Genomic DNA, 15,175 nt, shown 5'->3' with positions numbered 1-15,175 from the left:
TGTCACAAGAAATAAGTGGTTTAGCTAATCAGATCAATCATCATCTGAATATGACGATCATCATCGTTTAAACATGGAATATAATTAAACACTTCACCTCCATGTTCGATGAAAATTTCGCAGCATTGCTCTGAGATTTCTTCCAAAGTTTCCAAACAATCTGACGAAAATGCAGGCGCGATAATATCAAGCTTTTTGATACCTTGACTGGGTAATTGCGCTAATGTTTTATCTGTATAAGGTTGTAGCCATTGTTCACGACCAAATCGAGATTGGTAAGTCATTCCAACCTGCTCTTTCGTTAAGCCTAATTCCAGCCTCAATAGCTCAGTTGTTTTCTGGCAATGCAATGGATAGATATCACCATTATCAGCATAGCGTTGTGGTATTCCGTGATAGGAGCAAAGCAAGTAATCGCCTTGACCGTTTTCTTGCCATGAACGCTTAACACTTTCCGCTAAAGCTTTTATATAAGTAGGGTGATCATGATAATCACGAATCAACCGATAAGCTGGCATCACGGGTAACCCTTTAAACGCTTTGGTTAAGCCATCAGAAACCGCAGCGGTTGTTGTTCCTGAATACTGAGGGTAAAGAGGCAAAACAATCACTTCCTCAACACCAGATAAAATAAGGTTTTCAAGCCCCACCTGAAGACTTGGGTTACCATAAGTCATACCTAGCTCAACGGGTATATCGATCTGCTGTTTAAGTTTCTCTGCCTGTTTTTTAGCATAAACAAGTAAAGGGGAACCTTCTTCCATCCACACGGTTTGGTATAACTTAGCAACTTTAGGTGAACGTATAGGAAGAATAATACCGTGTAAAAGTGGGCACCAAAGCCATCTTGTCATGTCGACCACACGTGGATCATGCAGAAACTGACTGAGGAAACGTTTAATAGCCGGAGCTGTCGGTGCATCTGGCGTTCCTAAGTTCACCAGTAACACCCCTTGTTTTTTCGTATTACTCATAAAACCTCATCGATACAATAAAACAGACTTTACGATTTAAACCTCTTTACCTACCAAAAGGTCAAGATCAAAAAAGCGACCAAATTGGCCGCTTTCACTATAACAAACTTTCAGTTTACGATGTTAGTAGAATTAAGCTAAGGCTTTCTCTATATCTGCACTCACTTCTTCAACTCGTTTCGTACCATCGAATTTTAGGTACTTGGTGTTACCAGACTGTGCTTCTTTACCATAGTATTGAATTAGAGGTGCTGTTTGCTCATGGTAGACACCAAGACGTGCACGAACCGTTTCTTCTTTGTCGTCATCACGAACTACAAGATCTTCTCCAGTAACGTCATCTTTCCCTTCAACTTGAGGCGGGTTGTAAACAACATGGTATGTACGACCAGACGCAAGATGAGCACGACGGCCTGCCATACGCTCAACAATCACACTATCAGCAACATCAAATTCAATAACGTAGTCAACCAGGATACCCATCTCTTTTAGGCCATCAGCCTGAGGAGTTGTGCGGGGAAAACCGTCTAGCAAGAAACCTTTTTCACAGTCATTTTGAACAATACGTTCTTTAATCAGGCCAAGGATTATATCATCAGAAACTAGCTGACCAGCATCGATAACAGCTTTGGCTTGCTTACCAAGCTCAGTGCCAGCTTTAATAGCAGCACGTAACATATCACCTGTAGAGATTTGTGGAATACCATATTTCTCCATGATAAATTGAGCCTGTGTGCCTTTTCCTGCACCTGGAGCACCTAGAAGAATGATGCGCATGTTGAACCCTCTTAAGATAAATTAATTTATACCGAAGCTCACAATACTAACAAGTCATCACTTCGATGTTGCGCTACGATAAGTTTCGGTATAAGTGTTTTTTGTTGATAATAAAACAGGCGTGCACATTACACGCCCGTTCACTTTGTTGCAAGATTGTATTCTATCATACAATCGTTCACTACCGTTTAGCTCAAAAGTACAGATTGCCTGCTTACTCACATTAACCAAAGCAAGTACTTGTTTGATGGCTATCGGTTTCAGCGAACAAAAAGCCCGCCGAGGCGAGCTTTGCATTTCAGATTAATGAGTTACCAGCAGCGAGTTAATTGCACCAACAAATTGTGATGGATCTTCCATTGAACCACGCTCGGCTAACATCGCCTGACCAAGCAAAACTTCAACCCAACGGCCAAACACTTCTTCATCAACTTCATCAGCCATACGCTTAACTAGCTGATGCTCTGGGTTAATCTCGAAGATGTATTTCACTTCTGGAGCAGCTTGACCTGCTGCTTCAAGCAACTTCGCCATTTGAGTGCCCATTTCGAAATCATCAGTCACAACCACAGCAGGAGTCGTCGCCAGCTTGAAAGTCGTACGAACTTCCTTAACACGGTCGCCTAAATACTCTTTGGTGCGATCAACAACAGACTTGAACTCTTCTTCTGCTTCTTTCTGCTTTTCTTTTTCTGCTTCATCTTCAAATTGGCTGAGATCAAGACCAGCTTTAGTAATTGACTGGAACTGCTTACCATCAAACTCTGTCAGATAATTCATTAGCCACTCATCAATGCGATCAAACATCAAAATCACTTCGATCCCTTTCGCCTTGAACTGTTCTAAGTGAGGGCTGTTTTTCGCAGCGGCGTAGCTATCAGCTGTTAGATAATAGACCTTATCCTGACCTTCTTTCATACGCTCAACATAGGATGCTAAGCCAACGGTTTGTTCAGAAGAATCATTTTCTGTTGAAGCAAAACGCAGTAAGGCTGCCACTTTCTCTTTGTTGGCCATGTCTTCTGCAGGGCCTTCTTTCAGAACCAAGCCAAACTCTTTCCAAAATGATTGATATTTCTCTTCATCATTTTTTGCCATACGTTCAAGCATTGTCAAAACACGTTTGGTACAAGCATTACGTAATGATTGAGTAACCTTATTGTCTTGAAGAATTTCACGTGACACATTGAGAGGCAAATCATTAGAATCTATCAAACCACGTACAAAGCGTAGGTAAGACGGCATAAATTGTTCTGCATCATCCATAATAAATACGCGTTGAACATACAGCTTAAGACCAGATTTATGGTCACGATTCATCATGTCAAAAGGTGCTTTCGCTGGGATGTATAGCAAACTGGTATAGTCGTTCTTACCTTCAACACGGTTGTGACTCCATAGCAAAGGATCAGCGAAATCGTGCGAAACGTGTTTATAGAATTCTTGATATTCTTCTTCAGAAATATCAGACTTATTACGAGTCCAAAGCGCCTTAGCCTTGTTTATCTGCTCCCACTTCTTCTCACCAGTCTCGTTTCCTTCCTCATCACGCTCAGCAGTCTGAATAGAAACCGGAATACCAATATGGTCTGAGTATTTGCTGATCACTTCACGCAAACGCCACTCATTTAAGAATTCTTTACCTTCATCGCGCATGTGAAGCACGATATCAGTACCGCGAGATTCCTTCGAAATGGTTTCTATTGTGTAATCACCTTCTCCAGCAGAGTGCCACTGAACAGCCTCATCTACAGGCTGTCCTGCTGCGCGAGTACGAACTGTTACCGCATCAGCGACAATAAATGCTGAATAAAAGCCAACACCAAACTGACCAATCAGTTGCGAATCTTTAGATTGATCTTCTGATAAGTTAGAGAAAAACTCCGCAGTACCCGACTTTGCAATGGTGCCAAGGTGCTCAATGACATCATCACGGCTCATTCCGATACCATTATCAGAAATAGTAAGGCTATTAGAGTTTTCATCAAAAGAAAGTTTAACGCCCAAATCTGCGTCACCTTGATACAAATCAGGACTAGATAATGCTTGAAAACGCAACTTATCCGAAGCATCCGAAGAATTCGAGATCAGTTCACGCAGGAAAATCTCTTTATTTGAATAAAGAGAATGAATCATTAAGTGAAGCAGTTGTTTTACTTCAGACTGAAAGCCACGAGTTTCTTTGTTTTTTGTTGCTGTATCGCTCATGTTCGCTCCGTAACATCTATAATTATCAAGGCTAATTTTTATTAACTAGGCCGATATTGACATAATCTGAAAACTAACATGAGGGTGCCAAATGTAAATTCAAGGTCAAAATTCATAAAAACATTGTTTTTTTGATTTTATTTTGTCTATCCTTGCACCTCAAAAAATCAAAAACAATATTAATACTCTCTCAAACACGTTTTTTGGCGCACATCTGATGAAACCTAACTAACAATGATGGTTATACCGAATGAGTAACATAGGCACTAAGTTCAATCTTTCAAGTAGATTTACTTTTGATCCCAATACCAACTCTCTGGTGGACAACTCAGGCGATAATGAAGTTATTCGTTTGGGAAGCAATGAAAGCAGAATTTTGCTTTTATTGGCAGAAAAGCCCAATGAAATCGTATCTCGTAATCAATTACATGATTTCGTGTGGAGAGAGCAAGGGTTTGAAGTTGATGATTCAAGTTTAACTCAAGCAATTTCGACATTAAGAAAGCAACTGCAAGATTCAACTAAATCACCACAATTTATCAAAACCGTTCCAAAACGTGGCTACCAATTAATCTGTGATGTTGAACGAACAACCCCCTTGATGAGCGGCGCACAATGTCAGGAAGGTGAAACGCAAGAAATTGACAACTTTGCTGGAGATAGCACGGCTGATATCTCTACCCAAGAATCTCCCAATTCAACATATGAGACGACCATTCCTCAGCCGGTATCAAGAACAACTGAGCCAGCTAAACCAAAGTGGGGAATACGGGTGATGTTGTTACTAGCCTTGCTATTACCTTTAAGTGTCATTTTGTTTACCAACCCAGCAGAAACAACATTTCGCCAGATTGCTGTTTATGATAATACACCAGTAAAAACCCCGATGAATCACCCAGATTTAACACCTTGGTACTCATCAATCGAACAATGTGTAAAACGATATAATACCGCTCATGAATCTATGATTCCGGTGGAAGTTATTGCTACAGGTGGCCAAAACAACCAATTAGTACTTAACTACATCCATTCCGTCACTAGCTCAGGTGAAAATATTACCGTCCGCATATTTGCTAACCAACAAGATCTGAATAAAGTTTGCCAATAGGAAGAATGAAATGAACCATAAAATTGCAGCCGGATTACTTGTTTTGTCAGCCTTGTTCAGTGGTTGGCTATACTGGGGCAGTGATCTCAAAGTGGAGCAAGTGCTTACATCAAAAGAATGGCAGTCAAGGATGGTTACTCTTATTACTGACGGCTTAAGAGAAGAGTCTGTAGGCTCTCTTCGCCGCGTCACCGTCGACTCTAATGTAAAATACTTACCCAACGGTCAATATAATCGTTTTGCTACCGTACGACTCTATGCCGAAGGCACTAAAAGTGAAAATATCATCAATATTTCCGAGGAAGGTGAATGGGATGTCAGCGATAACTACCTTTTAGTTTCACCGATAAAATTTAAAGATGTCTCCTCCGCACAGAGTAAAGATTTTAATGAAGAGCAACTAAAGCTCATCACACAAATTTTTAAAATGGACGCCCAGCAAAGCCGTCGAATTGATATAGTTAATGAAAACACGTTATTACTGACAAGTTTAAATCACGGTTCTTCAGTACTATTTTCTAATTAGGTGATATTTTCCATTGTAACAGTTAACTCAAACGAGGGAGAATTATTCATCCCTCGCCATACCATTAATAACGATATTGTTGTAGCTGACCATGCCTATAATCTGCCCACTTTCAATAACAGGTGCCCGACTGATACCAAAACGTTCGAATAGTCTAGCGCAATACTTTACATGCATTTCAGGTTCTACAGCCAATGCTGGTTTAGTCATAATTTCATATATATTGACTCTATCTGGAGAACGATTCATTGCTAGAACTTTTTTGGCGATATCATTCATCAAAACAAGTCCATATTCATCATCATCATTGCGTTTGTTGACAACTAAGGCCTTAGCTTGATGTTTTCTCGCAAGCTGTATCCCCTCCCTTACGGTAGTTAGACCGTCAATCACAACGTAATTACCGACCATCACATCACGTACTCGTACTTTCTGATCACTACTCATAACTCATTCCCTACAACTTCAGTTAATTTCTCTACTTGGTGAGCAACACCAACAGCATCTTCTACATCAATTTGAACAGCAATTCCTTGCCCAGACTCTTGATCAAACTCTCCTGTTTCATTGATTGTTTCGAGAATATGACGTGAAAGGTGTTCTTCTACGACAAAAAGAAGGACATCTTTTTGTACTTCTAAAGTCAAGCCAAAGAAGGTTCTCTTCTTGTTCAGCCCTTCCCCTCTAGCATGGTTAATAACCGTTGCCCCTGTCGCACCTGCCTCTCTAGCAGCATCAAGCACTGTTTCTGTTCTACTGTCTTCAACAAAAGCGAGTATCAATTTAAAGCGCATTTTCATTATCCTCCTGTGATGAACTCCTGTTCAGCCATCGAGTGATCTGGGCATACCCCATGACAGAAATTATCGGAAACAAACTGGCAAACGCAATCAGGCCAAAGCCATCAATCATAGGGTTTCTGCCCGGTACGGTTGAAGCAAGCCCCAAACCTAAAGCCGCGACCAAAGGCACTGTTACTGTTGAAGTCGTCACTCCCCCAGAGTCGTATGCAAGAGGAACGATCAATTTCGGGGCATAAAAAGTCTGAATAACGACAATAATATAACCAGCAATTATGTAATAGTGGATTGGGTCACCAACAACTATTCTGTAACTCCCTAACGAAATACCAAACGCTACGCCAAATGCTACTGCGATACGCAGCCCATTAACACGAATTGAACCACCGGACACTTGATTAGCTTTTATAGCAACAGCTATAAGTGAGGGCTCAGCAATTGTGGTACTAAAGCCAATACAAAAGGCAAACAAATACACCCAATAATAATCCTGCCAACCAATACTTCCTATATCCGCTGTACCAAACTCAATCAAAAAAGAGGGTTTTGTGAGTTGTATTGCCATAGTTTCGCCAAGGGGAAATAAGGCAAGTTCAAGGCCAATAAGAAACAGCGAAAGCCCGATGATCACATATCCAAAACCAGCCACAACTTGCGGCCAGTTCGTTATGGGGCGGCGTAAAACTGCAAACTGAAATCCAAAAATAATCGAGACAATCGGCAATACATCGCTGATAGTACTTTTAAATGTACCAATAAAATCAGGCCAACCAATCACGTAACCACCATTCCGTATACCATGACAAACATAACTGGCAGCAATGAAGCAAAAGCAATTAACCCGAAACCATCAAGCATAGGGTTACGCCCCTTAATTGCTGAGGCTAAACCGACACCAAGAGCTGTCACTAGTGGCACTGTGATTGTCGATGTGGTTACTCCTCCAGAATCGTAGGCCACACCAATAATACTTTCTGGAGCGAATATGGTTAGCACAACAACACCAACATACCCCCCAATTATCATGTACTGGATAGACCATCCCTTAAGAATACGTAGTACTCCTAACATAATGGCAATCCCCACTGAGAGGGCTACGGTATAACGCAAACCATTTGCATATTGATCCATTGCAACATCATCTAAAACGATCATTCCTCCCTCTGCTGCAACTTGTGCAGCTTCTGCAGCTACGGCTGTTAAAGCTGGTTCCGCAATCGTGGTACCGAATCCCAAGCAAAACGCAAATAACATAAGCCAGGTAATACTGCCCTTTCGAGCAAATGCTTGTGCCATTGATTCACCGATAGGGAATAGCCCCATCTCTAAACCAAAAATAAAAAAAGTAAGCCCCATGACAACTAGCACTAAGCCAAGTAGTATAGAGAGCATATTAGGCAAAGGCTCTTGCAGCACCACAAGTTGAAAAAAAACGATAACAGCCACTATTGGCAGCAAATCTCTTAAACTACCGAAAAAAGCTTTTAAAAGTGCGGCCAATGCCTGCATATAAACCTCATATTTATTTATCTGCTATTTATAATGGCAAAGGGATAATAGTAGGAGTGTGACTCAAATAGCGCGGTAGGCAACAAAAGTAACAAAATGTTAAATTTGTGATAATCGTTAGTTTTAAACAATCAGTGATCCTAAATGCAGCTAACTCGCTATAATTACTAGAATTGCCATTTTAATATATTAATTAAAATAGCATTTTAGGAGGATAGAGGAGATATTAATGAAAGTACTGCTAACTGGTGGCACAGGTTTTATCGGTAGAGAATTGTTAAAACATTTCACCACCTATGACATTGTCCTTCTTACACGCTCTCCACAAAAAGCGAGAAATACCATCAGCCATGCTGATATTGGCAACATTACCTACATATCAGAATTAGATAGCTTGCATGATCTCAATGAATTCGATGCTGTAGTCAACCTAGCTGGTGAACCGATAGCAGACAAACGTTGGAGTAAAAAGCAAAAAGATGCAATATGCAATAGTCGTTGGCAGATCACTGAAAAAATTGTCGACCTTATTCATGCAAGTACTTCCCCACCAAGTGTTTTTATTAGCGGCTCTGCAGTTGGCTATTATGGTGATCAGCAAGAGCACCCATTCGATGAAGGTTTACACGTTCATCACCATGGTTTTCCTCATCAGGTATGTGCTAAATGGGAAGAAATTGCTAACTGCGCTCGTACCGATTCTACCCGTGTCTGTATTTTACGAACTGGGGTTGTTCTAGGGTGCAGTGGTGGGGCATTAAAGAAAATGTTATTACCATATAAACTCGGTTTAGGTGGGCCTATTGGCAATGGTAATCAGTATATACCATGGATACATCTGCTCGATATGGTTCGTGCTATTGTTTACTTGCTAGAAACGGAACATGCACAAGGACAATTTAATTTGTGTGCTCCCCACCCAGTCAGCAATAAACAGTTTAGCCAAACACTAGCCAAATCACTAAGAAGACCACATTTGTTATTTACTCCAAAGTGGGCCCTTCGCTTAGCTATGGGTGAAAGCGCTGTACTACTATTTGACAGCTTAAGAGCCAAACCCAAAAAGCTCACCGAACTTGGTTTTCGTTTCAGCTATTCCCGTATAGAGCCTGCTATGAAAAATATATTACAACACCAAGATTAATCTTGTATGCTAACAATCTAAAATCTATCCAATACAAGAACTCATGAAAAAATCGATTCTTATTACAGGCTGCTCTTCCGGCATAGGGTACACCTGTGCCCACGAACTGCATCAACTAGGCTATCAAGTCATCGCGTCATGCAGGCATTCTGATGATGTTAAACGGTTACAAAATGAAGGCCTAACCTGTATTCAACTTGATTTGAGAGATAGTGACAGTATTGACCATGCCGTTAAAAAAACACTTGAAATAACCAGCGGAGAACTTGACGCTCTATTTAATAACGGAGCCTATGGACAGCCAGGTGCCTTGGAAGATCTTCCCACACAGGCGCTAAGAGAACAATTTGAAACCAATTTTTTCGGTTGGCACCACCTTGTAAAACAGATTTTACCTGTGATGCGTAAACAAGGTCATGGACGAATAATTCAAAATAGCTCCATACTAGGCTTTGCTGCTATGGCCTACCGAGGGGCATATAACGCATCTAAATTTGCTTTAGAGGGATGGACAGATACACTGCGCTTAGAACTTGCCAATAGCAACATTCACATAAGCTTAATCGAACCTGGGCCTATTGAAACGCAGTTTAGAAAAAATGCTCAAAAAGCGTTTGTTAAATGGATCAATACTCAATCAAGCGTTCATAATAAAGATTATGAAAAACGCTTGAATGAACTTGGTAATGACACTTCAAATAATCGTTTCGTGCTGGCGCCAGAATCTTGTGTAATGCCCCTAATCCATGCATTGGAAGCTAAACGGCCAAAAATTCGTTATCGGGTAACAACACCAACCAAAGTATTTGCAATACTTAAGCGCTTATTATCAAGTCGAGTATTAGATCGAATGTTACTGCGTGCGTCTTAAATATAAGATGTCATCTAATCGTAATAATGAAACGATACAGTAACCACTGTAGCCACACTCTGTGGCCTTATAAAAGCGTTACATTCGGTACAATACATGACATTAAACCAATTAAACTGGCTAAGTGTGGGTGTTACGTTAACCTTGTTTATAATCTTATAATCAAACCCGATTGCATTTGGCAACAAAAGTACCGCTGTTTCAGCGGCGCTTTTACATTGGAGCAAGATGCACGAGTCGCTGACTTGATATTGCCCAGATCCGCCCATATGTCTATGATATATCAATTTTTGCAAGGAACCCGCCAATGCACTCCCCCTTTATCGTCGAACTGAACGAACAAAATTTTCGTCAAGTACTTGAAGGCTCAATGCAAACTCCGGTGCTTATTCACTTCTGGGCACCTATGAGCCAAGAAAGTACTCAGATCATTCCGCAATTACAAGAATTAGCGCAACAGTATAACGGGGCCTTTACTCTAGCACTTTTAAACTGCGAGCAAGAACAAATGATCGCCAGTCAGTTTGGCGTTCAAGCATTACCTACCATCGCATTGTTTGTTAATGGTCAGCCTGTCGATGGCCTTGGCGGACCACAAGAACTTCACGTAATCCAAGCTATGCTGGCAAATCATTTACCCAGTCAAGATGAACTTGATATCAAACAAGCAATGGAATTCATTCAACAAGCCGAGCACAGTCAAGCTCTGACTTTACTTCAAGCATTACCAGACGAATTCAAACAGAAAGGTGATGTAAAGCTAGCGATGGCAGAATGTCTAATAGAAATACAAAATTTTGAACAGGCGAAAGTCTTGTTAGATAACATTCCGTTGGAATATCAAGACAACTACTATAAAGGGTTAGTAGCCAAGCTGGAACTACATGAACAATCCTCAAATAGTCCAGAGATTCAGTCACTTGAACAGAAATTTGAAACAGATTCAACAAATGCAAAGCTCGCTGCAGAATTGGCATTAAGTTACCATCAAGTTAATCGAGACCAAGAAGCTCTAGATATTCTTTGGCAATTCTTAAGTACTGACTTAAATGTTCTAGATGGGGAAATAAAGAAGCACTTCATGGACATCCTTGCTGCTCTCGGACAAACCAATCCCATTGCATCCCAATATAGACGCAAGCTTTACTCGCGACTTTATTAACTCTTACACAAGAAAAAGCTGACCAAATATCAGCTTTTTCTTTGTCAAAATAGTCAAATTAGCATCAATCATTCAGATGATAAAATAATCCTTATTCTCCTAGGCGCCAAAGAATAGCGACAATTTTTGAGATAAACTGATAACTTATTCTTATTTGCTTTTCTTTCTTAATTTCTACTATTACATTTTTATCAAATACTTATCAATGCTCTCTATGTATATAGGCACACTGATACTATATCCATCTTCGACATTTTTCCTTCCCTGCTGATAAAGCATGAAATATGTAATTATCTTGCATTTCTATCATTGTATTCAACGCCAATCTAAGCAACAATCAGCATAATAAATTAAACAAGGATTACACATGACTATTGACTCACTTGTCACTATCGGGGTGTTACTAATTGTCGTCATTGCTTTTATTATCGCAGGGGTAAAAACTGTTCCTCAGGGTAATCATTGGACTGTCGAACGGTTCGGTCGCTATACTCATACACTCAAACCAGGACTAAACCTCATTATTCCGTTCATTGATAAAATAGGTCAAAAGATCAACATGATGGAGCGTGTCCTTGATATCCCCGCTCAAGAGGTAATCTCAAAAGACAACGCAAATGTAACGATTGATGCGGTTTGCTTTGTCCAAGTTGTTAACGCTCCTCAAGCTGCCTATGAAGTCAATGATCTACAACATGCGATTCGTAATTTGACGCTTACCAACATCAGAACAGTATTAGGCTCGATGGAGCTAGATGAAATGCTCAGCCAACGCGACATGATTAATAGTAAATTGCTTTCCATTGTCGATGAAGCAACTAACCCTTGGGGTGTTAAAGTCACACGAATTGAAATCAAGGATGTACAGCCCCCAGCAGACCTCACGGCGGCTATGAATGCGCAAATGAAAGCTGAACGAAATAAACGGGCCGAGGTCCTAGAAGCAGAAGGGATCCGCCAAGCAGAAATTCTCAGAGCAGAAGGTCATAAGCAGTCTGAAATACTCAAAGCGGAAGGTGATAAACAAGCGGCCATATTGCAAGCAGAAGCGAGAGAGCGCGCTGCAGAAGCGGAAGCTCGCGCTACGACTATGGTATCAGAAGCCATTGCCAAAGGTGATATGCAAGCAATAAATTACTTCATTGCTCAGGGCTATACTGACGCATTGCGTAGTATAGGTCAGGCGGAAAATGGCAAAATCATTATGCTACCACTTGAGGCATCTGGTCTAATGGGTTCGGTTGCAGGCATTGCCGAGATGTTCAAACAACCTGAACAAAATAAATAGAGGTTCACTTGCTCGAATTACTTGATTCTATTAACCACTGGCACTGGCTAGCATTTGGACTCGCTCTACTGGCCATGGAACTATTTGGTACTGCTGGGTACTTTTTATGGCTGGGTATATCTGCTTTACTCATCGGATTGATTTTATCTTTACTACCAATTAGCTGGCAATTTCAATGGATAGCTTTTGCAGTATTTTCACTAGTAACATCTTGGCTCTGGTGGCGAAAACAATTTAACCAAGACGTTTGTGATGATGAACACAGAGATTTAAATCAAAAGCAAAAACAAATGATAGGGCAGACAGTTGTTATTGAAGAGGACATTGCACCAGGACGTCATCGAATAAAAGTCGGCGACAGCACATGGTCTGCACAAACTGACCATCCAATAGCAGCAGGGGCATTAGTAGAAGTTACCCAAGTAAATGGCATAATTCTAACTATAGAAGAGAAAAAGCTCACGTAATTCAAACATGAAATTGATTGTCACAATAATTTCATGTTTCAGATCAATCAATAATTTAGGGGAGGCATACTGGCGCCCTCCTCTAGATTCATCTCCATCACCTATCGTAACCAATTATCTAAAAAACTCTATTTAGCTTGATATTAATCATTTCGCTTACATACTTATCACTAAATGACTAATGTAAAACTCATCAGCAAGGCATGTATTGCATAGTTATTTAGACAATTTAATCACACCTTTATTCCCCTAGAACTCGACTATGGAGCGAGGATAGAATGAAAGCGAAACTGACACTACTACTGCCTGTTGTAACTATCATCTCATTTAACCTACAAGCCAGCGGAGCTCAAGGTGGAAGGACATTAAGCGCAGAAATAAAGTGTGAATTAAAAACAGGTCAAGTCCAGTTACTCCCCCCTTTATACTGTAAAATGTTTAATGGAAAGCCAAAGACCACTTAAAGAGGAGCTGAATTGCTCCTTTTTTAAGGCTACATCATTAAATAAAACCGTATGGGATCAAAACTTGGAAGCGAATATCGGTTTCATCAGCATCATTGGCACCAGAATATTCATCGCGCTCAAGCATTGTACCATGCAAGCGAATTGTCGTACCCTTCAATGAACCACTTTGAAGTGAGTATGACACTGTCGCGTTAACGGCATATTCACTTTCATAATCCCAATCACCCGATGCCCCGCTGGCGACAGAATCCGCCCCAGTACCATAGCCCAATCCTAGATAATAATTCCAGCCATTGCCCTGATCGTATGAGAGGCGGTTATACCATGCGATCTCACCAGCTTTATTCCAATCAGATAATGAGTCCCAATATTGCGACCAAGTTCCATTCGTCATGCCATAGGTGTGGATAGTTCGTGGTACAAAATCGGCTCGATTATCTGTATCCGTATAACGCAATTCAGACATCCAAGAAAATTGCCCTAAAGATTGTTGTAAGGAAAGCCCTGCGTGATAGCCTAAACCATCATATTTAACATCATCATTAACACCATAAAAATCAGCAGCCAGTACTGTATTCTCACTGTGTTGATACTTTAGGTAAGCCTTATAAGAAGAATTATCATTTTTGTCCGTATAACTTGTCACTTGATTGGCACTCCAATCAACATTATCAGCATACTTCACACCTGTTGCCTGACCAATACCTAGCTGGAAATATAGACTTTCTGTCAACTGACCATTGAGCCCAAGTGAATGGAGGTAGCTCCAAGACGTATCAGACCAAAGTGCAGGCGCGTAATCATCCTCGTGCAATAGCCAAGGAGCAGTAAATTGGTCAGCGCCAAAGTAACTCAGGTTATATTCACCAATTTTTCCGTTGAGCTCAAAACCACGATAAGTTCCCGGTACAAAACTCCAAACATTTCCAACAGTCCCATTGCCACCAGATTGCAGCATACCGAATCGAGCGTTAAAGTCCTCACCGGATTTAAATTTTAGCGCCGCTTTATATATTTTAAGCTGATCGCCTTCCCCTGCCCCCCAATCTAAATTAGAGCAGGTTGAAATCTCATTACATAAATAACCATCATCCCCTTTCAAGCTTTCATTGTAGAGGTCATCAGAGTAATAAGCAGCAATATCAGCACCAAGCCACCCTTCATGATAGCCAGAAGAAAAGTCCAATATCGCGTTATAGGCAGAGTAGTTTAAACGGCTCCATCGATCGCCATTTTCTCCGCCGGGCTTGCCTGTTGTACGCGTTCTAGAACGAGTATCAACAACAAATAATGCATTGAGTGTCGAGTCTTGCATAAACTCGTCAACGGCTTCAACGTACTGATCACCAGCAGCACTTTCTGAGGAGGCTAAGGCTGGGCTCGCTGTAACTAATATAGCTAATGTTATTGATGACAATTTAAAAAATTTGTCCATGGAAAACTCCTAAAAGTGGATATAGCTGTTTTTATGCTCTCACCTTAAGTTGGCCGCCGAAGGGAGAACTGTTTCCTTGTGTAAAAAGTGAGAAAGAGAGAATAACTTTTTACTTTATCATTAGGTTTTTAACCCAATGTATCCACGATCAAGACTAACTTTGCAACGAAAAATATCAATTAGAAATTAGCCTTTAAATGAAGAAACATGACCTGATACAAACTTTTTTCAACATCGTGACTTTATTCAAAAAACCAATACAAAAACATCAATTAAAATTTTTAATAATTTAAAAACAAAGATTTAAAAAAACATCTTAATGACTTAACTGGGATTCTGATCGCATAAGATCCATAATGTTGATCACTTTTATCGTAATTAGATTTTGATCACTGCATTATTTCTTGTTTTAGCAACAAATAAATTCATCAATATTTTT

General features: G+C 40.4%; 16 protein-coding genes. 8 read left to right on the top strand and 8 right to left on the bottom strand.

The window, feature by feature from the left end; genetic code table 11:
- Window positions 1-20: 20 nt before the first annotated feature.
- The 3 genes from hemH to htpG form a co-directional block, all read right to left on the bottom strand.
- Window positions 21-974 (bottom strand): ferrochelatase, encoded by a 954-nt coding sequence (gene hemH, locus OCV27_RS03785; protein ID WP_125321917.1) that lies wholly within the window; start codon window positions 972-974, stop codon window positions 21-23.
- Between the two features lie 132 nt (window positions 975-1,106).
- The gene (gene adk, locus OCV27_RS03780; RefSeq protein ID WP_125321915.1) at window positions 1,107-1,751 is read right to left on the bottom strand and encodes an adenylate kinase; all 645 of its coding nucleotides are present in this window, start codon (window positions 1,749-1,751) and stop codon (window positions 1,107-1,109) included.
- A gap of 303 nt (window positions 1,752-2,054) precedes the next feature.
- Entirely contained in the window at window positions 2,055-3,959 is a 1,905-nt protein-coding gene (gene htpG / locus OCV27_RS03775) for a molecular chaperone HtpG (RefSeq protein WP_125321913.1), read from the bottom strand.
- 250 nt (window positions 3,960-4,209) lie between these two features.
- Between htpG and OCV27_RS03770 the strand changes: the two genes are divergently transcribed.
- Both OCV27_RS03770 and OCV27_RS03765 read left to right on the top strand, forming a co-directional pair.
- Window positions 4,210-5,067, top strand: a complete 858-nt coding sequence (locus tag OCV27_RS03770; protein ID WP_125321911.1) for a winged helix-turn-helix domain-containing protein — start codon at window positions 4,210-4,212, stop codon at window positions 5,065-5,067.
- A gap of 10 nt (window positions 5,068-5,077) precedes the next feature.
- Complete coding sequence (locus OCV27_RS03765) at window positions 5,078-5,593, top strand: regulatory protein ToxS (protein WP_125321909.1); 516 nt, start codon at window positions 5,078-5,080, stop codon at window positions 5,591-5,593.
- Window positions 5,594-5,635: 42 nt separating this feature from the next.
- Here OCV27_RS03765 and OCV27_RS03760 read toward each other — a convergent pair whose 3' ends face one another.
- The 4 genes from OCV27_RS03760 to OCV27_RS03745 are packed head-to-tail and all read right to left on the bottom strand — an operon-like array spanning window position 5,636 to window position 7,902.
- On the bottom strand, window positions 5,636-6,040 hold the full coding sequence (locus tag OCV27_RS03760; RefSeq protein ID WP_125321907.1) for a CBS domain-containing protein: 405 nt from the start codon (window positions 6,038-6,040) through the stop codon (window positions 5,636-5,638).
- On the bottom strand, window positions 6,037-6,387 hold the full coding sequence (locus tag OCV27_RS03755; protein WP_125321905.1) for a P-II family nitrogen regulator: 351 nt from the start codon (window positions 6,385-6,387) through the stop codon (window positions 6,037-6,039). Before OCV27_RS03755 ends, OCV27_RS03760 begins: the two co-directional genes overlap by 4 nt.
- On the bottom strand, window positions 6,377-7,171 hold the full coding sequence (locus tag OCV27_RS03750; protein ID WP_125321903.1) for a DUF1538 domain-containing protein: 795 nt from the start codon (window positions 7,169-7,171) through the stop codon (window positions 6,377-6,379). Before OCV27_RS03750 ends, OCV27_RS03755 begins: the two co-directional genes overlap by 11 nt.
- Complete coding sequence (locus OCV27_RS03745) at window positions 7,168-7,902, bottom strand: DUF1538 domain-containing protein (protein ID WP_125321901.1); 735 nt, start codon at window positions 7,900-7,902, stop codon at window positions 7,168-7,170. The genes OCV27_RS03750 and OCV27_RS03745 overlap by 4 nt, the downstream gene beginning before the upstream one ends.
- A gap of 229 nt (window positions 7,903-8,131) precedes the next feature.
- On the opposite strand from OCV27_RS03745, the gene OCV27_RS03740 reads away from it, so the two are divergent.
- The 6 genes from OCV27_RS03740 to OCV27_RS03715 all read left to right on the top strand — a co-directional run bounded on the left by OCV27_RS03740 (window position 8,132) and on the right by OCV27_RS03715 (window position 13,298).
- Complete coding sequence (locus tag OCV27_RS03740) at window positions 8,132-9,046, top strand: TIGR01777 family oxidoreductase (RefSeq protein ID WP_125321899.1); 915 nt, start codon at window positions 8,132-8,134, stop codon at window positions 9,044-9,046.
- A 43-nt stretch (window positions 9,047-9,089) separates the two neighbouring features.
- Window positions 9,090-9,917 (top strand): SDR family oxidoreductase, encoded by an 828-nt coding sequence (locus OCV27_RS03735; protein WP_125321897.1) that lies wholly within the window; start codon window positions 9,090-9,092, stop codon window positions 9,915-9,917.
- A 307-nt stretch (window positions 9,918-10,224) separates the two neighbouring features.
- Entirely contained in the window at window positions 10,225-11,079 is an 855-nt protein-coding gene (locus tag OCV27_RS03730; protein ID WP_125321895.1) for a co-chaperone YbbN, read from the top strand.
- Between the two features lie 367 nt (window positions 11,080-11,446).
- The gene (locus tag OCV27_RS03725) at window positions 11,447-12,367 is read left to right on the top strand and encodes an SPFH domain-containing protein (RefSeq protein WP_125321893.1); all 921 of its coding nucleotides are present in this window, start codon (window positions 11,447-11,449) and stop codon (window positions 12,365-12,367) included.
- Between the two features lie 8 nt (window positions 12,368-12,375).
- A complete protein-coding gene (locus OCV27_RS03720) occupies window positions 12,376-12,834 on the top strand; it encodes an NfeD family protein (RefSeq protein WP_125321891.1) in 459 nt (152 codons plus the stop codon).
- Window positions 12,835-13,112: 278 nt separating this feature from the next.
- Window positions 13,113-13,298, top strand: coding sequence for a hypothetical protein (locus OCV27_RS03715; protein ID WP_125321889.1), 186 nt, complete (start codon window positions 13,113-13,115; stop codon window positions 13,296-13,298).
- Between the two features lie 37 nt (window positions 13,299-13,335).
- Here the strand turns inward: OCV27_RS03715 and OCV27_RS03710 are convergent, their stop codons facing one another.
- Window positions 13,336-14,736: an OprD family porin gene (locus OCV27_RS03710; protein WP_125321887.1), complete on the bottom strand. Its 1,401-nt coding sequence runs from the start codon at window positions 14,734-14,736 to the stop codon at window positions 13,336-13,338.
- Window positions 14,737-15,175 lie beyond the last annotated feature (439 nt).

The sequence above is a fragment of the Vibrio pectenicida genome (assembly GCA_024347015.1).
GTDB lineage: Bacteria > Pseudomonadota > Gammaproteobacteria > Enterobacterales > Vibrionaceae > Vibrio > Vibrio pectenicida.
The sequence above is the reverse complement of the archived record's forward strand: the minus strand, read 5'-3'. Positions and strand labels throughout refer to the sequence as shown.